21 protein-coding genes are annotated in these 20,878 nt (G+C 51.8%); 10 read left to right on the top strand and 11 right to left on the bottom strand.

The genetic code is table 11. The features are described from left to right. The first annotated feature begins 2 nt into the window (after positions 1–2). Together VMW30_04565 and VMW30_04560 are read left to right on the top strand one after the other, a co-directional pair. Positions 3–617 (top strand): histidine kinase, encoded by a 615-nt coding sequence (locus VMW30_04565; protein ID HUW87633.1) that lies wholly within the window; start codon positions 3–5, stop codon positions 615–617. After that, positions 607–1,230, top strand: a complete 624-nt coding sequence (locus VMW30_04560) for a response regulator transcription factor (GenBank protein ID HUW87632.1) — start codon at positions 607–609, stop codon at positions 1,228–1,230. Before VMW30_04565 ends, VMW30_04560 begins: the two co-directional genes overlap by 11 nt. On the opposite strand, the gene VMW30_04555 is transcribed toward VMW30_04560, so the two are convergent. The 3 genes from VMW30_04555 to VMW30_04545 form a co-directional block, all read right to left on the bottom strand. After that, positions 1,223–2,365, bottom strand: a complete 1,143-nt coding sequence (locus VMW30_04555) for a glycosyltransferase family 4 protein (protein HUW87631.1) — start codon at positions 2,363–2,365, stop codon at positions 1,223–1,225. The genes VMW30_04560 and VMW30_04555 overlap by 8 nt on opposite strands. Beyond that, positions 2,366–3,379: an NlpC/P60 family protein gene (locus VMW30_04550; GenBank protein ID HUW87630.1), complete on the bottom strand. Its 1,014-nt coding sequence runs from the start codon at positions 3,377–3,379 to the stop codon at positions 2,366–2,368. A 62-nt stretch (positions 3,380–3,441) separates the two neighbouring features. Beyond that, positions 3,442–3,630 (bottom strand): hypothetical protein, encoded by a 189-nt coding sequence (locus VMW30_04545; GenBank protein ID HUW87629.1) that lies wholly within the window; start codon positions 3,628–3,630, stop codon positions 3,442–3,444. 63 nt (positions 3,631–3,693) lie between these two features. Here VMW30_04545 and VMW30_04540 point away from each other — a divergent pair, with 63 nt between their 5' ends. Then, positions 3,694–4,191, top strand: a complete 498-nt coding sequence (locus tag VMW30_04540) for a dihydrofolate reductase family protein (protein ID HUW87628.1) — start codon at positions 3,694–3,696, stop codon at positions 4,189–4,191. Positions 4,192–4,221: 30 nt separating this feature from the next. On the opposite strand, the gene VMW30_04535 is transcribed toward VMW30_04540, so the two are convergent. Next, positions 4,222–5,061 (bottom strand): DMT family transporter, encoded by an 840-nt coding sequence (locus tag VMW30_04535; GenBank protein HUW87627.1) that lies wholly within the window; start codon positions 5,059–5,061, stop codon positions 4,222–4,224. Positions 5,062–5,122: 61 nt separating this feature from the next. On the opposite strand from VMW30_04535, the gene VMW30_04530 reads away from it, so the two are divergent. The 5 genes from VMW30_04530 to VMW30_04510 all read left to right on the top strand — a co-directional run bounded on the left by VMW30_04530 (position 5,123) and on the right by VMW30_04510 (position 11,365). After that, positions 5,123–5,707, top strand: a complete 585-nt coding sequence (locus VMW30_04530; protein HUW87626.1) for a DUF3000 domain-containing protein — start codon at positions 5,123–5,125, stop codon at positions 5,705–5,707. Positions 5,708–5,710: 3 nt separating this feature from the next. Further along, positions 5,711–7,033, top strand: coding sequence for an HRDC domain-containing protein (locus VMW30_04525; protein HUW87625.1), 1,323 nt, complete (start codon positions 5,711–5,713; stop codon positions 7,031–7,033). Between the two features lie 64 nt (positions 7,034–7,097). Then, the gene (gene efeU, locus VMW30_04520; GenBank protein ID HUW87624.1) at positions 7,098–7,940 is read left to right on the top strand and encodes an iron uptake transporter permease EfeU; all 843 of its coding nucleotides are present in this window, start codon (positions 7,098–7,100) and stop codon (positions 7,938–7,940) included. 130 nt (positions 7,941–8,070) lie between these two features. Next, positions 8,071–9,258 carry a thiolase family protein gene (locus VMW30_04515; protein ID HUW87623.1) on the top strand — a complete coding sequence of 396 codons (1,188 nt, stop codon included), beginning with the start codon at positions 8,071–8,073 and terminating at the stop codon, positions 9,256–9,258. Position 9,259: 1 nt separating this feature from the next. After that, positions 9,260–11,365, top strand: coding sequence for a 3-hydroxyacyl-CoA dehydrogenase NAD-binding domain-containing protein (locus tag VMW30_04510; protein HUW87622.1), 2,106 nt, complete (start codon positions 9,260–9,262; stop codon positions 11,363–11,365). On the opposite strand, the gene VMW30_04505 is transcribed toward VMW30_04510, so the two are convergent. From VMW30_04505 to VMW30_04495, 3 genes are read right to left on the bottom strand one after another with little or no spacing between them, the layout of a single operon-like run. Further along, positions 11,307–13,097 (bottom strand): 1-deoxy-D-xylulose-5-phosphate synthase, encoded by a 1,791-nt coding sequence (locus VMW30_04505; protein ID HUW87621.1) that lies wholly within the window; start codon positions 13,095–13,097, stop codon positions 11,307–11,309. The two genes, VMW30_04510 and VMW30_04505, sit on opposite strands and share 59 nt — an antisense overlap. A 30-nt stretch (positions 13,098–13,127) precedes the next feature. Continuing rightward, complete coding sequence (gene acnA, locus VMW30_04500; GenBank protein ID HUW87620.1) at positions 13,128–15,788, bottom strand: aconitate hydratase AcnA; 2,661 nt, start codon at positions 15,786–15,788, stop codon at positions 13,128–13,130. A 45-nt stretch (positions 15,789–15,833) separates the two neighbouring features. Next, positions 15,834–17,036: a TRAM domain-containing protein gene (locus VMW30_04495; protein ID HUW87619.1), complete on the bottom strand. Its 1,203-nt coding sequence runs from the start codon at positions 17,034–17,036 to the stop codon at positions 15,834–15,836. Between the two features lie 42 nt (positions 17,037–17,078). Between VMW30_04495 and VMW30_04490 the strand changes: the two genes are divergently transcribed. Both VMW30_04490 and VMW30_04485 read left to right on the top strand, forming a co-directional pair. Beyond that, positions 17,079–17,744 (top strand): TrkA family potassium uptake protein, encoded by a 666-nt coding sequence (locus VMW30_04490; GenBank protein ID HUW87618.1) that lies wholly within the window; start codon positions 17,079–17,081, stop codon positions 17,742–17,744. After that, positions 17,741–18,415: a TrkA family potassium uptake protein gene (locus VMW30_04485; protein ID HUW87617.1), complete on the top strand. Its 675-nt coding sequence runs from the start codon at positions 17,741–17,743 to the stop codon at positions 18,413–18,415. Before VMW30_04490 ends, VMW30_04485 begins: the two co-directional genes overlap by 4 nt. Before the next feature lie 8 nt (positions 18,416–18,423). Here VMW30_04485 and VMW30_04480 read toward each other — a convergent pair whose 3' ends face one another. The 4 genes from VMW30_04480 to VMW30_04465 are packed head-to-tail and all read right to left on the bottom strand — an operon-like array spanning position 18,424 to position 20,842. Then, entirely contained in the window at positions 18,424–19,173 is a 750-nt protein-coding gene (locus tag VMW30_04480) for a YwiC-like family protein (protein ID HUW87616.1), read from the bottom strand. Positions 19,174–19,192: 19 nt separating this feature from the next. Further along, on the bottom strand, positions 19,193–19,810 hold the full coding sequence (locus VMW30_04475) for a DUF3159 domain-containing protein (protein ID HUW87615.1): 618 nt from the start codon (positions 19,808–19,810) through the stop codon (positions 19,193–19,195). Next, positions 19,810–20,250, bottom strand: a complete 441-nt coding sequence (gene dut / locus VMW30_04470) for a dUTP diphosphatase (GenBank protein ID HUW87614.1) — start codon at positions 20,248–20,250, stop codon at positions 19,810–19,812. The genes VMW30_04475 and dut overlap by 1 nt, the downstream gene beginning before the upstream one ends. 7 nt (positions 20,251–20,257) lie before the next feature. Then, positions 20,258–20,842: a PaaI family thioesterase gene (locus VMW30_04465; GenBank protein ID HUW87613.1), complete on the bottom strand. Its 585-nt coding sequence runs from the start codon at positions 20,840–20,842 to the stop codon at positions 20,258–20,260. Between the last annotated feature and the right edge of the window lie 36 nt (positions 20,843–20,878).

Here is a 20,878-nt window from a genome sequence, read left to right as displayed (position 1 = left end):
CTATGACGATCACCGAGCGGCACCGTATTGCCCTGGAGTTGCATGATGGAATTGCTCAAGATCTCGTCGGAATCGGGTATGCGCTCGACCTTCTCTTAGCTCAAGAGGATTCAAATGCAGAAGCCCGGATATCGATTCGCACATTGCGATTTACCGTCACAGACCTCGTCGAAAAAGTTCGAAGAGAAATCTATCTGTTGAGAGAAGGAAACGATTTAGATCTTAACGACCGTTTGCGAGCTGCAGCTGAACAGATATGCCCGAGTCACGAGATCTACTATTCGCTAGATCAATTCCCGACGCCCACCAATTTAGAACGAGCCGAGCAAATCGAGCGCATCGCTACTGAAGCGCTTCGCAATATATCGGCGCACGCGCAAGCAAAAAGAGTGTGGATTAGCCTCATTTGCAATAACGGTCTCGCCGAACTCATCATTGCTGATGACGGTGTCGGGGGGTTGGAAGAGCGTGAGAATCATTATGGATTTTCGGGGATTCGAGAACGAGCAATAAATTTAGAAGGCGACTTAGATTTTAAATCTTCCCCTTCAGGCACCCAGATTCACCTACGAGTTCCCTACCCCTATGTTCCAACACTGACCCAATATGGAGAGTAAGCGCGCCAGAGTCCTTCTTGTAGACGATCATCAAGTCGTCCGAGAGGGGTTACGTGTAGGCCTTGAAGGCGCCGACTTCAATGTGGTCGGAGAGGCGGCATCGAAAAAGGAAGCTATGGCACAGATGGCACATAAGAATCCAGATGTCGTGGTTATTGATTTGAATCTTCCCGATGGTAGTGGCCTCGAAGTGATCTCTTGGGCTAGACAAATATCTAACACCATTGGGATCGTAGTGCTCACGCTCAACGACGATGACAACCATCTCCTTGCCGCGTTGCAGGCTGGGGCAAGTGCGTATGTTCTCAAGAGCTCCCCACTTACGGAGGTCATAAGTGCTGTAGCACATGCATTTTCAAGCCCCCTTATATTCTCTGCTAAGGGATTGAGTTCGGCGATCGCCCGAAAAGACGAGAACTTCGGATTGACCGCTAGGGAAATTGAAGTTCTCGCGCTTTTGCCTAAAGGCCAAAAGACTTCACAGATTGCAGCCGAACTATTCGTGAGTGAGGCAACTGTCAAAACTCATCTCGCATCAATCTACCGAAAACTTAGCGCGTCAAATCGAACTAAGGCGGTCGTGACGGCAATTCGGCACGGATTAATTACCTAGACTTCAATATCTCCGCAAAACGATTTGACCAAGATTTCCAAGACCACTGAGCAAGTACCCACTCGCGTCCGTATTTTCCCATTTCCTTGGCCTTTGCTTCATCTGAAAGCAAACTGCTTATGACGCGCGCAATTTCCTCAACATTCTTCCCATCTACAATGAGACCCGTTTCCCCTTCAACAACTGCATCTGGTGCCCCACCTGATCTTCCAGCAATCACTGGTAACCCACATGAACTTGCCTCTAAGTAAACGATCCCCAACCCTTCCACTTCGAGTCCGCCAAAGCGCGAGCGACTAGGCATGGCGAATACATCCCCTACCCGAAAATACTTTGGAAGATCGGTAAAGGGAACTCGACCCACAAAAGTGACGGCATCTGATATGCCTTCTCGATGAACTAGTTTCCTTAAGTGCCTTCCATAGGAACCTTCTCCAACAAAGAGAAGATGGGCGTTTGGAATCGCTTTCCGGATCGATGGTAACGCTTCGATCAAGCGATCCTGACCTTTGCGCTTTACTAGCCGGCCCACGCTGATCACAACTTTCTTTCCTTCCAAATTGAGTTCTGAACGAAGCGAGCTCTCCCCCGTACTGGGAGAGAAGTGTTCGATATCAATGCCGGGCGCCAATCGGACCATGGATGAGCGCGCGCTATCCGAGAGAGCTTTAGAAATCTCACGTTTCGTGAATTCACCAAGATATGTCAGAACATCCACGCAATCACCAATCCTGCGCAGAGCAAGTGAGAACGGGAAGACTTTTGCCCACCAAACTTCGTGCCCGTGAGTAATTGCGACAATTCGACTTACTCCCCTCCGGCGAAGTCCATTGGCAAGCAGACCGAGCGGCGCGGCTGCTCCAAAGCAGACAACATCGACCCCTGCTCTGTTGACAATCTTTTGAAGTGTACGAGATACCCGCGGAGTTGGAAGAAGTACTTTAGTGCGATCGCGAAGAACTTCAACACCATAATCCGCATACCAAGATCGATCGTATTCGCTGGTGTCGGATTGCCTTGAAGTGTAAACAAGCACCGAATCTTTTGGAAGATTCTCAATGATGCCCATGATGAATGATTCAATCCCTCCAGCGCGTGGGCCGAAATCGTTGGTGACGAAAAGAATCTTTTTCATTTAGAAACGACGCGCTGCAACGAGACGCAATCTGCCGAAATAGGATCCGAAAGCCTCAACGCGCACCCGCGCACCAGTGTGGGGTGCGTCAACCATCCTTCCACCGCCGATATAGATCCCGTTATGTGAAATTGGACTGCCGAAGAAGACGAGATCCCCGGGTCGGAGTTGATTGAGAGGAACTCGCCTGCCGTAACCTGTCTGCGCAGATGCAGAATGAGGAAGCGAGACACCGGCGGCCCGATAGGCGCGCATCGTCAATCCTGAGCAATCCCAATAGACCAGACCGGCGGCGCCAAAGACATAGCGATCTCCGATCTGCTTCAAAGCAAACTTGATTGCGATCCCCGCGCGACCCGACACGCGCTTGGTGGTTTTGGCGAAAGCCAGGGAAGACTTCTGTTCTCGAGCATTGCGCTTTTGAGTAAGTTTGGCCAGACGTGCCCGGTCGCTCTTCTTCAATTTCGCGAGAATTTTCTCGACTTCCTTTAATTTTGATTGGGCAAGGGCTGACTGGGCAACAAAACGCGCTCGCGTTGCACGGACAAGAGCCAATTTGTCGTTGACGGTAATTGTTGTGGCATTGAGACGTTGCTGGGCGGCGGCAAATTTATGAAGTTGAAGAGATTTTCGCCTGGTAATCGAATCGAGCGACCCCGCTGCCGAAAGGTAGAGCGTCGGATTTGCGGAGAAGAGCAGTTCGAGACCCTGGCTCAACCCACCGGATTTATATTCCTCAACCGCAATCACCCCCAAGCTCTTGCGAAGCTGGCCGACGGTTTCACCTTGGAGAGCTGCCTGTTTCTTAATCCCAGATAAGGTCCGCGTGAGTTGGTCCAATTGAACCTTGGCGCTCTGGGCGCCTTCGGCGGAAGCAGCCGCATCTTCCTGCAAGGAAGTGACTTGCCTCTGCACTGATGAGAGAGATTGGGCCCCTTGGGCGGGTTCGAGGCCCAGGTAGAGGGGCAAAACTGTCAGAGCAAGAGCTACCCGAGCGGTCTTGAGAAAACTCACGTGGTCAGGCTAACGGGGTGTCGGAATCGACTCAACCTCAGAAGAGGCGCCGAACCTGCGAATTAGCCTTGAACCGCTCTCAGAAAACGCATCGGACGGACAATTCCGCGGGAAGAAAGGAGTTCGATGGCCTGCGCCGTTGCCTCACTGACCTCAGGAGGGGCCATTCCAGGGATGGCAAGCAGGGTGGAGACCACGCAATCAGAGCAGGCAATATCACGCATGATGCAGGTATCGCAATTAATCAACATACCGAAAAGGTAGCAAACACCACTGACACCTCATCAGGGACTCAGAGAGTTACTGTTGGCGCCATGAGTGTCCAGGCAACTCTAGTGATGGGTACTGATGGTTCGACATCTTTCTTAGGCAATTCGGACGGGGTAACAACCCCGGCGGATCGCGCCCAGTTCTTGGTTAGTCGCCGCAAGAGTGACGTCATCATGATCGGTGGCAACACAGCGCGTCACGAAAGATATCGCCGCACACCTGTGCCCCTTGTCGTCCTCTCTCACTCTTACCCTGCAGTCATTGGAGAGAATCCCAAAGCGCACTGGTGGAATCTCTCCCCGCTCGAGGCCGTGAGAAAAGCGGAGAAGGAGTTCGGCCCCGCTATCTTTGTTGAAGCGGGCGTTTCAATGATCGGCCAGTTGCTTTCGGTGGGATTGATATCACAATTAAATCTGAGCGTGACTCCGATGTCGGGCGGCGAGAATCGGGCTGACCTAACCGAACTTCTTTCGTATTTCAAAGTGGTGGAGCACCATGAAAAAGACGCCACGATCTTCTATTCCTGCACCCAACCTATTTAACTGCTATTTAACTAGTGGCGTCCGCTCCCATCAGGAAGCTGAGATGATCGCCACCCCAGCGATCGCCAGAACAATCCCGGCGTACTGAATCCGATGTAATCTTTCATGCAAAATCTTATACGCGAGAACTGCAGTCATGATCGGAAATAGAGAACCTAAAACCATAACAATGGAAACTAAACCTTTCGTCGATGCAACCCCAAGTAGAACATTGGCCAAGAAATCTGCCGCACCAATGTAAATCAACCGGGGAAGATCGCTCTTAGCGAATCCCCCTGTAGTTCGGTACTTTGCAGCAAGTCCGATCGAGATAAAAAGTGTTGTGATACGCATCATCACCATAGTCATGAGAGCGCTTGAAACCGAACCACGTGCCATAAAAGAGAGTGCCGTGCCAAATCCAACAGCTGCGCCAATGGCAAGAAGAACCGGTCGAAATGGAAGTCCCTGTGAAATTTCCGGCCCACTCGCGCAGAACGCTCCAATTAGAGCAATTGCAATTCCTATACCTGTGCTCACGGGAAGATGTTCTCCACTTACCAGAGCGACCGTCACTGGAATAATTGCGCACAGCGAGCTTATTGGCGAAACGACTCCCATTCTTCCGGTTGCCAGCCCTGCATAGAGGGCCACGAGCCCAAGGTAGCCAGTTACTCCAGCGATAACCGCCGGAAAGAAGTAACCCTGGGCGCCAAAGGCAGGAGCGCGCCATTCGCCCGTAATGAGAACGAGTCCCATGCCTACCGCAAGTCCAAATGCTTGCGATACTCCCGTGACAGCAATGGCCGGAAATTTCTTGGCCATCCTGCCGCCTTCAAAATCAGCGCTGCCCCAGAGAACGCTGGAGAAAAGTGCAAGAAGTAGGGCCACGTGGACTAGGTTACCGCCCCGCCTCCCACCTTTCTGTCGTAATTTTCCTTACATTGAGGTAGTGGATTCGCGAGATTTTGAGGCCGTTGTAAAGACATTACGTTCATTCGTTCCACGCGCAGAAATAGTTCTTGAAGAAGTTCCAGCCCCACAAAAATTGGCAACGCATGCATTTGCCTTCTCTGCTGATGTCAGCAACGGTCTTTCAGGTGATGAAGAAGACGAGATTGCATCCGGTCGTTTTGTACTCCTACACGAACCAGGTGGGCAAGATACTTGGGAAGGTGATTACAGGTGCGTCACCTACATTCGCGCCGATGTAGACATGATGATGCAGGAAGATCCTCTCCTGCCGGAAGTTGGCTGGAATTGGTTGCTTGAATCTCTCACCCTGGCAGGTTGTCAGTATGTGGCAGCGAGTGGAACCGTGACACGAGTGGCCAGTTCATCTTTCGGAAAATTGTCACTTCGCAATGACGAAGCCGAGATCGAGATCCGTGCATCATGGACGCCAGTGCTCGCCAAAAGTGAAGGGATCGAGACTCACATTGATGGCTGGTGCACACTCCTTGCTGAAGTCGCAGGACTCACTCCAATCCCCGAGGGCATCTCAGTTATCAAACCACCGCCCCGTGGATCGCGCTAATCGATGACAGAGACAACTTCACAAGAGCCAGAAGGAGCAATTCCACTACTGGTCCCCGCTGATGGAACGCCTCCCGCAATAACCACCGAGTCCGAACTCGAACGCGCTATCGCCACCCTGGCGACAGGTTCGGGACCATTCGCTATTGATGCTGAACGAGCATCCGGATACAAATACAGCTCCCGTGCTTATCTCATTCAGATAAAACGAACCGACGGTGGGTTGCATCTGATCGATCCAATCCCGTTTCAATCACAGGGACCAGAAAATGTGCATCCACTTTTTGAGGCCCTTAACGAACTTCTCAACAGCGACGAAGTGATTCTGCATGCGAGTACCCAGGACCTTCCATGTCTACGCGATGTTGGACTCATCCCATCAAAACTATTTGACACAGAATTGGGGGGACGGATTGCCGGACTACCTCGCGTTGGACTGGGCGCTCTCGTTGAAAGTCTGCTCGGAGTATCACTCGCAAAAGAACACAGTTCTGTGGACTGGTCCACGAGACCGTTGCCGCATGATTGGCTCAACTACGCCGCCTTGGATGTCGAATTACTCATCGAACTGCGCGAGAAAGTAAACGATACTTTACGAATCCAAGGAAAATTGGAATGGGCTGATCAAGAATTTAAGGCCATCCTCAATGCACCGATGCCAGAGCCCAGGAAGGATCCCTGGCGAAGAACTTCTGGAATTCACAAGATCAAAGAACGGCGACGATTGGCAATTATTAAGTCAATTTGGCACGAACGTGACACGCTGGCGCGCCACCTGGACATTGCACCGGGAAAGTTGCTCTCCGACGCCGCCCTGATAGAACTTTCGGTTCGTATCCCCCAGAACCGAAAGGAGATGGAGCAGGCTTTGCGACCAATGGGTGCGCGAGCGCGCTGGTTTGAACATGCCCCGAACTGGCTGCGCGCCATAGAAGCGGGTAAAGGAACCCCGGAAAATCAGTGGCCGCCCGTGAGAATCGAGGCAGATTCCATGCCCCCCATAAAGATCTGGCGGGAGAAGTTTCCCAATAAATTTGCGCCCCTGTCCCATGCCCGTGCCAGCATCGAGAAGGAGGCGGAATCGCTCTCCATTCCGGCCGAAAATCTCATCTCCCCAGATCTCGTCCGCCGTATCTGCTGGTCGCCGCCAGAAGGTTCAACCACCTCACTTCACACAGAACGAGTCCGGGACGCCCTGCTAGAGCGTGGAGCCCGTCCCTGGCAGATCTCCATCGTCGCCCCGCTCCTCGCACACGCCCTGTTGGAGCGTGAACCGATCCCCCAGCCGCAACCACTGCCCGCTAACGTGGAGATCTCTGAGGCCTAGGGAGTGAGATTAATTACGCAACACTTGAGTTGCGTAATTCGACATTGAGCGTTAAATTGCTCGCATGTTGAGTACTTTTATAATCGCACTGCGCGAGGGCCTGGAAGCTGCCCTCATCATCGGCATCCTCCTGGCCTATGTGGTCAAAACCAACAGATCTCACCTGCGCACTCCCCTCTGGATTGGTGTCTTAGTCGCCATTGTCTTGAGTCTGGGGTTGGGCGCAATCTTGAGCTTTACTTCCAGTGAATTGACGCCGGGTGCCGAAGAAGCATTTGCGGGAATTCTCTCCGTGGTCGCCGTGGCATTAGTGACCTGGATGGTTTTCTGGATGAAGCGCACCGCCCGAAATCTCAAACGTGAACTTGAAAAGAAAGTCGATAGCGCAGTCACGATGGGCTCTCTCGCGATGGCAATCACTGCATTTGTCGCGGTTGGCCGTGAGGGAATTGAAACCTCCCTCTTTATCTATACCAATTTCACGACCGTGAAATCTTCTTTTGGTCCTTCCGTGGGATTGGTTCTGGGACTTGCTGCCGCGATTGGCCTTGGATATTTAATGTATAGACAGACCGTTCACTTTGACCTGAACCAATTCTTCAAAATTACTGGCATCGCATTGATTGTTGTTGCTGCCGGTGTTCTCGCCCACGGAATTGGCGATCTGCAAGAGACCGGATGGCTGCCTGGATTGGATTCTGTGGCATGGAATATCGATTCATGGTTAAACCCCGATTCCTTCATTGCCAGTATTCTTTCGGGTTCGATTGGTTTCTCGACCACCAGCACCTGGCTTCAGGTAGGTGTCTGGTTCGTCTACCTCGTCACCATTCTGTCAACCTACCTGGCACCATCGTTCTCAAAGACTCTCTCAAGGGGAGCTTCGAAGAATAGTTCAAAAAGATAGCGGCGGTGGCAATAGTCTGCCAATAGTCTCGGAGATACAGTGAGAAAAGTCGTGGGTACCTTTTTTACCTACTCACGAGTAACCTTCTATCACCGTGATCTGCGATCCAGCCTGAGTAGAGGGAATGCATATGTCGAAATCAGTCGTCCTTGTTGATGCAGTTCGAACCCCTTTTGGAAAGGCCGGGAGCCTTTACGCTGGAACGCGTGCCGATGATCTGATGGTGCGTGTCCTACGTGGGCTGCTGGAGAGAAATCCGAAAGTCTCCCCTGACCAGATCGATGATGTTGCCATTGCTGCCGCAACACAGACGGGTGACCAAGGAATGAATATCGGTCGTAGCGTTTCTTTATTGGCCGGACTGCCTAACACTGTTCCGGGTTATTCCGTTGATCGTTGGTGTGCTGGCGCACTTACGGCCGTCACCACAATCTCTGGAGCCATCGGCATTGGGGCTTACGACATTGCAATTGCCGGTGGCGTTGAACATATGGGCAATCACCCGATTGGAGATGGCATAGATCCCAATCCGCGCTACCTCGCTGAGAAAATCGTTGACAGTGATGCGCTCGCAATGGGTAATACCGCCGAGCGGTTACATGACAGATTTCCTCACCTCACACGCGAGCGTGCAGATAGATATTCGTTGAATTCACAGTTGAAAACTGCAAAGGCTTATGAAGCAGGCAAAATCCAGCGCGATCTCATACCGATGGCTGTTCGCAGCGCCGAACTAGGTTGGGGTATTGCAACAGTGGATGAACCTCCCCGCCCCGGCACAACTCTCGAGGCGCTGGCAGGTTTGAAAACTCCTTTCCGCCCAGCGGGTCGAGTCACAGCGGGAAATTCTGCAGGTCTCAATGACGGAGCAACGGCAGCAATTTTGGCCAGTGAAGAGAAGGCGATCGAATTAGGTCTCACTATCAAAGCGCGGTTGGTTACTTTTGCCTTTGCGGGGGTAGAACCTGAGGTCATGGGTTACGGGCCGATTCCATCGACAAAAAAAGCCTTATCAAAAGCCGGATTGAACATTTCAGATATCGGACTCTTTGAAATCAATGAAGCATTCGCCATCCAAGTACTTTCGTTCCTTGACCACTTCGGAATTGCAGATGATGACGCGCGGGTGAATCCGTATGGCGGAGCGATAGCTGTGGGACACCCGCTTGCATCATCAGGAGTGCGCCTCATGCTCAACCTTGCGCGAGGATTCGAAGAGCACCCAGAAGTTCGCTATGGAATCACGACCATGTGCATCGGATTGGGAATGGGTGGCACGGTCATCTGGGAGAACCCGCACTGGAATGGAGCCAAATAAAATGACGGACCTACACGTTCCCGCTGGCGCACCAGATGAAGTCGTGACACAGGCATTTGTCCGCAATGTAGACCTGTCCGCCTTTGGATTCAAAGGCGATCTCGCTCTCATTACGATTGACAACGGAGAAGACTTCAATCGACCAAATACTTTTGGCGTGCAATCACTTCTCGCCCTCGATGCCGCGATCTCTGAGGCCGTCTCGCGTAAGCCCGATGCGATAGCCGTTATCGGAAAACCATTCATCTTTGCTGCGGGTGCAGATTTGCGCGGGCTTGGATCTATCAGTGAGCGTTCACAGTCTCTGGGAATTGGCAAACTCGGTCATGATGTTTTCCGCCGGCTCGGTGAGTGCGGGATTCCAACCTTTGGTTTTATCAACGGTCTTGCACTAGGCGGTGGACTCGAACTCGGACTTCACTGCGATTATCGAACTCTCGCAACCACAGCAATGACTGGATTGCCTGAGGTCTTTCTTGGCCTAGTACCCGGATGGGGCGGCGCAACGTTGCTTCCCAAGTTGATTGGACCAGAACGTGCAGTACAGGTAATCGTTCTCAATCCCCTGAACAACAACACGATGTTGAAAGCCAAAGATGCGCTTGCCCTGGGAGTTGTCGATGCGGTGTACGAACCTGCTGACTATCTCGAACGATCCGTTGGCTTTGTCGCAGACGTACTGAGCGGAAAGAAGAAGATTAAAAGAACGGACTACTCCCAAGATTCCAATTGGGACAAGGCGATTGCGACAGGACAAGCGGCCGCGTTCAAGAAGTACGGCGGCGCTGAGATTGACGCGCCACAACGTGCTCTTCAACTCATCGCCGGTGCTCGCACTGCGACACGTAGCGAAGGTTTTGACGCCGAAGATCAAGCACTTGCTGATTTAACGATGAGCGATGCCCTCCGTGCATCTCTCTACGCCTTTAATCTCATCCAAAAGAAACGGAAGAAAGTGGAAGGTGCACCGAAGGCCGCCCTTGCACGAAAGGTTGCCAAAGTCGGTGTCGTTGGCGCTGGTCTCATGGCATCCCAACTGGCCCTGATCATGGTTCGTAATCTGAAATGCCCGGTGGTGATGACTGATCTGGATCAAGCCCGTGTGGATAAGGGCGTGGCTTGGGTCCATTCAGAGATCAATAAATTGGTGGAGAAGAAGCGGCTCACCGAAGAGACAGCACGTCGATTGATCTCACTCGTATCGGGATCGGTCGATCAAAGTGCCTTTGCTGGCGCTGACTTCGTCATCGAAGCCATCTTCGAAGAACTTGCCCTCAAGCAAGAACTCTTTAAGAAGCTAGAAAAGATTGTTTCGCCAGAGTGCGTACTTGCTACCAACACTTCTTCACTCAGCGTGGAAGCAATGACACAGGGGTTGGAACATCCCGAGAGAGTCATCGGATTCCATTTTTTCAATCCGGTTGCGGTTATGCCGCTGCTTGAGATCGCGCGAACCAACAAGACTGATGACGCCACAACGGCGACAACGGTCAACATCGGCAAAGAACTCAAGAAGACAATGGTCATTACTAAGGACTCCCCTGGATTTGTCGTCAACCGACTCCTGATTCGCTTCATGGGTGAGATCACTGATGCTATTGATGAAGGAACACCGGTAGAGGTTGCGGATAATTCAATGCGCAGTATTGGCTTCCCAATGACCCCCTTTGAGTTGCTCGGACTCGTTGGTCCGGGGGTTGCACTCCATGTGACCGAGATACTGAATAAGAATCTTGGACCGCGCTATCGGATCTCACCGACAATGGGGCGCCTGGTGAAAGAAGGAGTGAGGAACTTCTACGTAAAGGGTGAGGATGGAAAGAATCATCCGAATCCTGTTGCACTCGCGCTGGTGGAGAAAGGCGACAAACCCTCCTCTGCCGAGCAAGTGCGGATGCGCGCTCTCAATGCACTCGCGGAAGAGGCTCGCATGATGCTCGATGAAGGAGTCGTCTCGAGCCCTGCTGAGATAGATCTCTGCATGCTCCTTGGCGCTGGATGGCCACTCACTCTTGGTGGAATCTTGCCGTACTTGGACCGCGTCGGAGTCAGCGAATCGGTTTGCGGATCTCGCTTTCATGCTCCTGGGATTGCATCTCTGCCTTAAAGAAATTGTTCCCTGAAGGATAACTGTGCCACTCCAGAATCGAACGTGAAATATCCTGCACAGTAATACCCAGATCATGCAATATTTCCGCGCGTTTTGAATGTTCAATAAATTCAAGAGGCACGCCGATTGAGTGAATTGGAATTGCGCTCTGTGCATCGCGGAACATCTCTGAAAGAGAACTTGCAATTCCCCCGTGCCGAATTCCATCTTCAATGACCACAACTCGCGAATACTTCTGCGCAATGTCCAACAAGGAAAGTGGGAGTGGCTTCACCCAACGTGGGTCGATAACTGTGACTCCTACTCCTTCACGCTGCGCCTGCGCTGCCACCTCCAGCGATAAATGCGCAAATGCACCCACACTTACCAGAAGGACATCATCACTCTCGGAGCGATACAGGAAATCAATCCCGTCAACACGTTCGATGGTCCCAATATCCTGCGGAAGAGCGCCTTTGGGAAAGCGAATAAGGGTTGGGGCATCGTTGACGTTGAGAGCCTCTCTAAGGCTTTCCTTTAAGCGAGTTCCATCGCGAGGTGCAGCTACCTGCAGGGTGGGAATTATCCCAGTCAGTGCAAGATCCCACATTCCATGGTGGGAAGGTCCGTCATCTCCAGTAATGCCGGCTCGATCAAGTACGAGAGTAACGCCGGCGTGATGTAAGGAGACATCAAGGAGAAGTTGATCAAAAGCCCGGTTTAGGAATGTGGAATAAAGAGCAACGACCGGGTGCATACCGGTGAAGGCCAGGCCCGCTGCGCTGGTAAGCGCATGTTGTTCGGCGATTCCAACATCGACAGTTCGCTCAGGGAAGCGGCGTTGAAATTCATCAAGCCCAGTAGGACCGAGCATCGCTGCAGTGATCGCAACAATCTCTTTTCGCTCTTGCCCGATTTCGGCCAATTCTTTCGAGAATACATTTGTCCAACTAATACTGCTCTTGGCAAGTGGTTGGCCGGTCTCTGGATCAAGGATGCCAATGGCGTGAAACTTCTCGGCTTCATCGGCAATGGCGGGTGAATATCCTTGTCCCTTTTTGGTGAGTGCATGCACTATCACCGGTGCGCCAAAGTGTTTCGCTTTCTCCAGCGCGCTCTCCATAGCTGCAATGTCATGACCGTCAATCGGGCCTATGTATTTCAGACCGAGATCCTCAAACATTCCCTGCGATGCAAGTCCGCCAATCGTCGGTGAGTAAGAACGTTCGTTGTCATTAACTACAATTACAAGTCTCTGATCTTTGGATGTCGCTATGTTATTTAGCGCCTCCCAGGCCATTCCGCCGGTAAGAGCCCCATCGCCCACGACAACGACTACGCTTCGGTCGTTTCTGCCTTGCAACGCAAAACCGCGTGATATTCCGTCGCCCCATGAGAGCGAAGTGGAGGCATGAGAATTTTCAATCACATCATGTGCGCTCTCCGCGCGAGATGGGTAGCCGGCCAGGCCACCCCTTTGTCGCAGCAGATCAAAACCCGCCGCACGGCCCGTCAGAATCTTGTGGACATAACTCTGGTGGCCAGTATCGAAAAGAATGACATCTTTAGGCGATTGAAAAACCCGATGAATTGCCAGAGTGAGTTCGACTACTCCGAGGTTGGGACCTAAATGTCCCCCGCTTTTAGTCACTTTCTCGATGAGAAATGCGCGGATCTCTCCTGCAAGAGCCGACATTTCCTCGGTAGAGAAGGATGCCAGGTCTTGCGGAGAATTAAGGGAGTCTATCACCGCCCTAGTCTAGGTCGGCGAGCGAGATTCTCAATCCGTAATGAGCGAACGCAAGACGTATTGCATGATTCCACCGTGACGGTAGTAGTCAGCCTCACCAGGCGTATCAATTCGAACCTTGGTGCCAAAACTCTTTCCGTTGGCGGTGACGGTTACTTCCTTTGGAACTCCCCCAGTATTGAGGGCTGCGATACCCGCGATAGCGAAGATCTCTGTTCCATCAAGACCAAGTGACTTAGCCGTCTCTCCCTCTTTGAATTGGAGGGGAAGAACGCCCATTCCGATCAAGTTAGATCGGTGAATTCGCTCAAATGACTCGGCAATCACGGCACGGACTCCCAAGAGTGCTGTTCCCTTTGCTGCCCAGTCTCTTGATGATCCAGAACCATATTCTTTACCGGCCAGGATTACGAGTGGGATTCCCGCTGCCTGATATGCAACAGAGGCATCGTAGATGGTGCTCTGATCACCGTTGTCAAGGAAGTTGCGGGTAAACCCACCTTCGACTCCCTCAAGAAGTAGATTCTTCAATCGGATATTGGCGAATGTTCCGCGAATCATTACCTCATGATTTCCGCGACGCGAGCCGTAAGAGTTAAAATCCTTTCGGTCGACGCCATGCTCGATGAGATATTTACCTGCTGGAGAATCCACGCGAATGTTGCCCGCAGGAGAAATGTGGTCAGTAGTAACTGAATCTCCAAGCACCGCAAGGACGCGGGCATGTGAAATATCCACTACGGGTCGTGGCTGTGCAGGCATGCCGTCGAAATACGGGGGTTTTCGAACGTATGTCGAATCGGCATCCCATTCGAAAGTCTTTCCCATTGGGGTATCAAGTGATTTCCAGCGGAAGTCACCATCAAAGACGCTGGCATAATCTTTGGTGAACATTGCAGATGAAATCGAATCTCCGATAACAGTGGCAATCTCCTCTGAGGTTGGCCAAATGTCCTTGAGGAAGACGGGATTGCCATCTTTATCATCACCAAGAGAATCAGTTTCAAAGTCGTGGTCCATCGTGCCGGCGATGGCATAAGCAACAACTAGGGGTGGCGAAGCGAGGTAATTCATTTTTACATCTGGGCTAATGCGTCCTTCGAAGTTTCTATTTCCGGAGAGCACCGCTGTGACAGCCAAATCGTGCTCATTGATGGCCTTGCTAATCTCGACAGGAAGCGGACCGGAGTTGCCGATACACGTCACACATCCGTATCCGACGAGGTTAAAACCGAGTTTCTCCATGTACTGGGTCAGATCTGCTCTGTCGTAATAGTCCGTAACAACCTTGGATCCAGGTGCCAGAGTCGTTTTCACCCATGGCTTGGATGTAAGTCCCTTTTCGACCGCCTTTTTCGCAAGGAGCGCAGCGCCAATCATCACCGAAGGATTGGAGGTATTTGTGCAGGAAGTAATGGACGCAATGGCAACATAACCGTTCTTGATGGTAGTCGCCTTGCCATTGACATGAACGTCCACTGCCTTCTTCTCAGTTTTTTCAGAGAGATAGGAAGGAAGAATATTTTCAAATGCATCCTTGGACCCCGAAAGCGAAATGCGATCTTGTGGTCGCTTAGGGCCAGCGATGGAAGGCACCACCGTCGAAAGATCCAACTCGATGTGTTCTGAGAAGCGAGGAGAAAGCGACGGATCGTGCCAGAGACCCTGCTGCTTTGCATACTGCTCAACCAGTGCTACTTGTTCGGTCGAACGACCGGTGAGTGTGAGATAGCGAAGAGTCTCCTCGTCAATCGGGAAAATTGCGCACGTGGACCCATACTCAGGACTCATATTTCCGATGGTGGCTCGGTTAGCCATTGGTACGGAGACGACCCCGGGGCCGTAGAACTCAACAAACTTTCCGACTACTCCGTGCTTGCGCAGCATCTCAGTAATAGTGAGGGCCAAGTCGGTCGCCGTGGTGCCGATAGGCAACTGCCCATTCAGCTTGAATCCGACGACGCGAGGAATCAGCATCGAAACAGGCTGACCGAGAAGCGCCGCTTCGGCTTCGATTCCGCCAACGCCCCATCCGAGTACGCCCAGGCCATTCACCATGGTGGTGTGCGAATCTGTGCCGACGACAGTATCTGGATAAGCCTGCAAGTTGCCGCCCACATTTCGTGTCATGACGACTCGTGCAAGGTATTCAATATTTACTTGGTGGACAATTCCCGTCCCGGGTGGAACAACTTTGAATTCATCAAATGCACCTTGTCCCCAGCGCAGGAAGCGATAGCGCTCGCGGTTTCGTTCGTATTCAATATCCGTGTTCTTCTCGAAAGAATCTTTGGTGCCAAAAACATCCGCAATAACGGAGTGGTCGATAACCAATTCTGCCGGCGCCAAAGGATTTACTTTTGCGGGGTCTCCACCCAGGTCAACGAGAGCTTCACGCATAGTCGCAAGATCGACGATGCATGGGACTCCGGTGAAGTCCTGCATAACGACGCGGGCAGGAGTGAATTGGATTTCAGTATCCGGCTCGACAGATGGATCCCAGTTGGCGAGCGCCTTGATCTGCGCCGCGGTGATGTTGACCCCATCTTCGGTGCGAAGCAGGTTTTCCAGAAGGATCTTTAAACTAAAGGGCAGGCTGGCCGCGCCATCTATCTTGGAAATATTGAAGATTTCGTAACTCTGACCCGATACCTCGAGTTGGCCCTTGGAATTAAATGAATTCTTGCTCATATCCCACCTCGCTCATTTATCTTGATATCAAGATACCTTACTTGCTCACTTTTGGAAAGGTGTAAACCGTGCGACACACTCAACATGATGGGTCATAGGGAATAGATCGAAGGCGCGCAAACCAACCATCTCATAGCCATTCTCGGCCAGATAGGCGGTGTCACGAGCCAACGCGGCGGGATCGCAGGCCACATAAAGAATCGAGCGTGGACCTAACTCCACGATGGCGGCAATCGTCTCTTTGCCCGCGCCCTCTCGTGGCGGATCAAGCAGGACAACGTCTGCCCGACTAGTTCTGCCAAGCTCCTTGAGTACATCACCTGTAATAACCGAAACATTCGGAAAACTTGCAAAGTTGCGCTTTGCATCCGCGGTGGCCGATTGGCTCGATTCGACAAGGTCAATATGTCCATTAGCACCCACGCGATCAAGCAGGGCAGCTGTAAAGAGTCCAACTCCTCCGTACAAATCAAGGAGGTGGTCACCTTCTTGTACGTCTTCCCTCACCGCTTCCGTCAGTATTTGCGGGGCTACGTCGTGACTCTGCCAGAAACTTCTCTGACTTACTTCAACGCTATGACCGTCGATCACTTCGGTCAGGATTTGGGGACCTTCCGTTAAACGCGATTTGGATCCTCGCCCAGCTGGCGCAATTGCAATAGAACGAATGCCTTCTGAACTTGCTGAAATCTCAATCCTTGACCCTTTCGGCCATGTTCTCTGGGCAAGTTCGGGAAACTTGATCGATTCTGCAGCGATCAGGCAATCTTTCACTGGGACTACAGAGTGAGAACGAGAGGCGTAGAAGCCGATCTCACCTATGTTATTTGTCGCCGCGGAGATTCTAGTTCTCCAATGGAGAGGATCACCCACGTCTTCTACTTCAATGTCGATTTCCATTTTTGCGATTCGACTAAATTGCTCGCGAATCACATCGGCTTTCAGTTGGCGCTGGCGAATAATCGAAATATGTTGAAAATCGCAGCCTCCGCAACCACCCGCATGCGAATAGCGGCAAGGTGGTGAGACCCGATCAGGCGAAGGCTCGATCACTTCAAGAACATCGGCGCGAAGAAAACTAGACCCAGTACTAGTGACTTCAATCTCGACTCGTTCGCCAGGGATTGAATGCCGGACGAAAAAGACTTGACCCTCATGTCGGGCAATAAAATGCCCTCCGTGGGCGACTTTTTCAATAGATACAGTCAGATGTTCGCCGACGTGGAATTGGGGACGTGGACTCTTCATAGGTGGCAAGCCTATTGCCCTTCGTAGGTGTAGGTTTTCCCCGTGCACGTCGTAATCATGGGATGCGGTCGCGTCGGTTCATCACTTGCGACCGAACTCGAGGCAATGGGTCATTCCGTCGCAATCGTCGATCAGTCCCGTGAAGCCTTCCGGCGCCTCGGCGCCAATTTCAACGGGCTCACGATTACCGGAATCGGCTTCGACCGCGACACCCTTCTAGAAGCCGGCATCGAAAAAGCAGATGCTTTCGCCGCGGTCAGCAATGGCGATAATTCAAATATCTTGGCGGCTCGTGTCGCACGCGAGACTTACGGGGTCGAAAATGTAGTCGCACGTATTTATGATCCTGGCCGCGCTGAGATTTATCAACGGCTTGGCATCCCTACAGTTGCCACCGTCCTTTGGACATCTGATCAGATCCTTCGCCGGTTGCTTCCAGAGGGATCGCGGTCGGAGTGGCGCGATGCCAGCGGAACCATTCAACTGTGCGAAATGCATGTTGATGCGACCTGGTATGGAAATCCGGTTTCTCGCATTGAAAATATCACTCCTGCACGCGTCGCATTCATTACGCGCCTCGGCGAAGGTTTGATTCCTGACGAGCACACAGTTTTACAAGATGGAGATCTGGTCCATGTGATGGTCTACGAAAAAGATGTTGCAATTGTCGAAGCCGCCCTCGCACACTCCCCTGAGGTAGCATCATGAGAGTTGCCATCGCCGGAGCGGGCAATGTTGGACGGGCTATCGCACGCGAACTTCTAGATAATGGACACCAAGTCCTCCTCATTGATAAAGATCCAAAAGCACTTAAGTTGGAAAGCGTCCCTGAAGCAGAGTGGTTAATGGCGGATGCTTGCGAGATTTCTTCCCTTGACAACGCGAAGTTGAATTCATGCCAAGTTCTCATCGCTGCCACAGGGGATGACAAAGTGAACCTCGTCGCTTCACTTCTCGGCAAGACCGAGTATGGAGTCCCTCGAGTTGTGGCGCGGGTCAATCACCCAAAGAACGAATGGCTCTTTGATGCGGCTTGGGGAGTCGACGTTGCCGTGTCCACACCGCGAATCATCTCAGCATTGGTTGAAGAAGCTGTCAGTGTGGGCGACGTCGTACGCCTCTTCTCTTTCCAAAATGGTCAAGCAAACTTAGTCGAACTCACACTGCCCGACGATTCATCGTGCGTCGGCAAGACAGTAGAAGAAGTGCCGCTTCCAGAGCACTCAGTCTTATCTGCCATTGTCCGTGATGGACGCGTGATCGCGGCAAAGCCTCATGATGTATTTAGCGCGGGCGACGAACTTCTTTTTATCGCCTCCGCTAAAGCCGAATCTGAGATTAAGAGCTGCTTCATTACTCCCTTCGTCAATCCGAAGTAGTCGGTGATTCACCTTTCCACGAAGACGACAGAAATCACCAGCACTAGAGCCACGACTCCTTCGATAATTCCAATCCGCCCAGGCCTTAATCCTGGTTTCATCACCGTGGTTCGGATAAGCCCTAGCGCGAAGGGCAAGACCAGCCAAGCAGGTTGTGAAGAAGAGGCAAGACCCGCTACGACGAGCGCATGGAATAGAACACTCCCCCAATGCCAGAGGGGATTTTTCGCTTCACGAATGAGTGCCTTTACATGGAGGACCGAGCCAAAAAAATAAAGTAATGACAGAAGTGACGCGATCCAAATTGCATGTGGAACGTCACTGAAAGACTTCTCATCATTTGCAACTTGATACATGAGAACTGGCGCAGCCGAGGCAAGTGCGATTAACAGTATGTCATTGGAAATACCACGTTCGTGACCGGCCCATGATAGATAGGTACTCAACCCCCACATGAGAATTATGACTGCACCCGAAAAAACTATCCACGGGCGATGTGTAATCAAAATTGCTGAGCCAACAACGGCGATAAAACTCCATTCCATCGCATTTCGCAATTCCCTCGTGGCTCTAGAAGTCCAAGAGCCTCTACGTGATCGAGCGACTATCGCTCTGCTTGCAAAATAGGTAAACGGGTATGCGCCAATCCATGTGAGCAGGAAAACCCAACCGAGCCAATTTCCAGCCCCGAGGAAAAGCGCCATAACGGTTGGAACGATGAGGAAAGCCCATGCTCCATGCTGTGGAGGGAATTTCACTTCTACTCTGCCTTCACTTCTACTCTGCCTTCACTTCTGCCTTGGCGCTCGGTACGGCACGTAGCAGCATCCATGATCCCCATGCAGCCAAGAGAAAGAATGGGTAACCCATTACTAAACGTGCGGTCCCCAGGGCATTGATATTTCCACTCTTGTAGAGCGGATACTGAACGATCAGACGTGAAACAAAGAGCGCCACCCAGAGCCAACCCGCGCGAATGTAGGCTCGCTTTCTCTCCGGAACTTTCCGCCACGCTAGATTTTCACCGAGAATGGGACCAAGAAGCAGTCCGAGCACGGGTAAACCAACCAGGTTGAAGACGGCGTAGATGGTTCCGTAAATGACATTGATAATCAGCCCAGGGAGGTAGAAGTCCACTGCTTGGCCGGTTTTTCGCGCAAGCAGGGCGCAGAAAGCAACGCCGACGAATCCGGATAGTACATGTTGCAAAGTGTCGCGCCGCATCAGTCGAATCAAAGTGAGAAGAGCCGAGGTTATAACCGCTGCATAGAGGGCGCCACGAAGATCGTGAAGTACGTTGAACGCTATGAGGAAGACTAAGGATGGCAGACCCGAATCAAGAATTCCCCGCTTACCGCCAAGTGCGTTGATGATCTTTGTTTTGTCGTTATCCATTATTTTCTCCCCGTTGATCCAAAACCATTTGCACCGCGACCGGACCCGGGCAATTCTTCAACTTCAATAAATTCTGCGCGCTCCACTTTTTGAATGACTAGTTGGGCAATTCTGTCCCCACGAGAAAATATCACCGTTGACTCTGGATCGTGGTTAATGAGAATTATTTGAAGTTCGCCTCGAAAACCCGCATCGACCGTACCAGGAGCGTTGACCATCGTGACCCCATGCTTTATTGCCAAACCCGAACGCGGATGAACAAAGGCCGCATATCCATCGGGAAGAGCAATCGATATTCCCGTGGGCACAAGTTTGCGCTCTCCGGGAGCGAGCCTGACATCAACACACGTGACTAAATCCGCACCAGCATCGCCACCTTTTGAGTACGACGGAAGCGGGACTCCCTTATCCAAACGGGTTATAAGTACCTGGACACTCATAAAAGCATCAAGGATTGATCTCAAAATTGGGGTCAACAAATGCCATCAATTCTGGATGCTTTGAAATGTATTCCAAATACTCCTTTGGAGCATTCGTCATAAAGTGGCTCATACCCACGACTACGTACAGGGCAGATGCTTTAACCGCGATCGGGCCGTCGTGTGAACCCAGTCTTCCCTCGGCGCTCGTGTAAACCTTGCGATTAATCTGACCAGTAATTTCGGCCCGGATGTAGAGGGTGGAACCAATTGGCACGGGAAGTAGAAAATCTGTTTCCAGTCGAGCTGTGACTGCAGGAGAGCGGATGAGCCACATCAACTTTCCAAGTGCTTCATCAAATGCGAGAGAAAGTATTCCCCCGTGAGCAAGACCCGGAGCCCCTTGGTGATCCTCGGTCACCGTAAATTGGGCAGTGAGATCTGCGCCTTGACCCGCATGGGCAACCAGATGAAGTCCGGTGGGATGAAGTTCGCCGCAGCCGAAGCAATGTCCAAAATGAGAGGGGATTTGTGATCCAATTGCTGGCGCTTGAGCGTGGCGCGAAGGAACTTGCGCCCCTTCTGGTGGAGTAGTGCTGGCAACTCGGCTCATACACTCAAGGTTACTTGAAAATCCGCTACCGTCAGA

The sequence above is a fragment of the Candidatus Paceibacterota bacterium genome, assembly GCA_035530615.1.
In the GTDB taxonomy this organism is placed as follows: domain Bacteria; phylum Actinomycetota; class Actinomycetes; order Nanopelagicales; family Nanopelagicaceae; genus QYPT01.
Note: the sequence above shows the minus strand (reverse complement) of the source record. Positions and strands in the feature narration are given on the sequence as shown.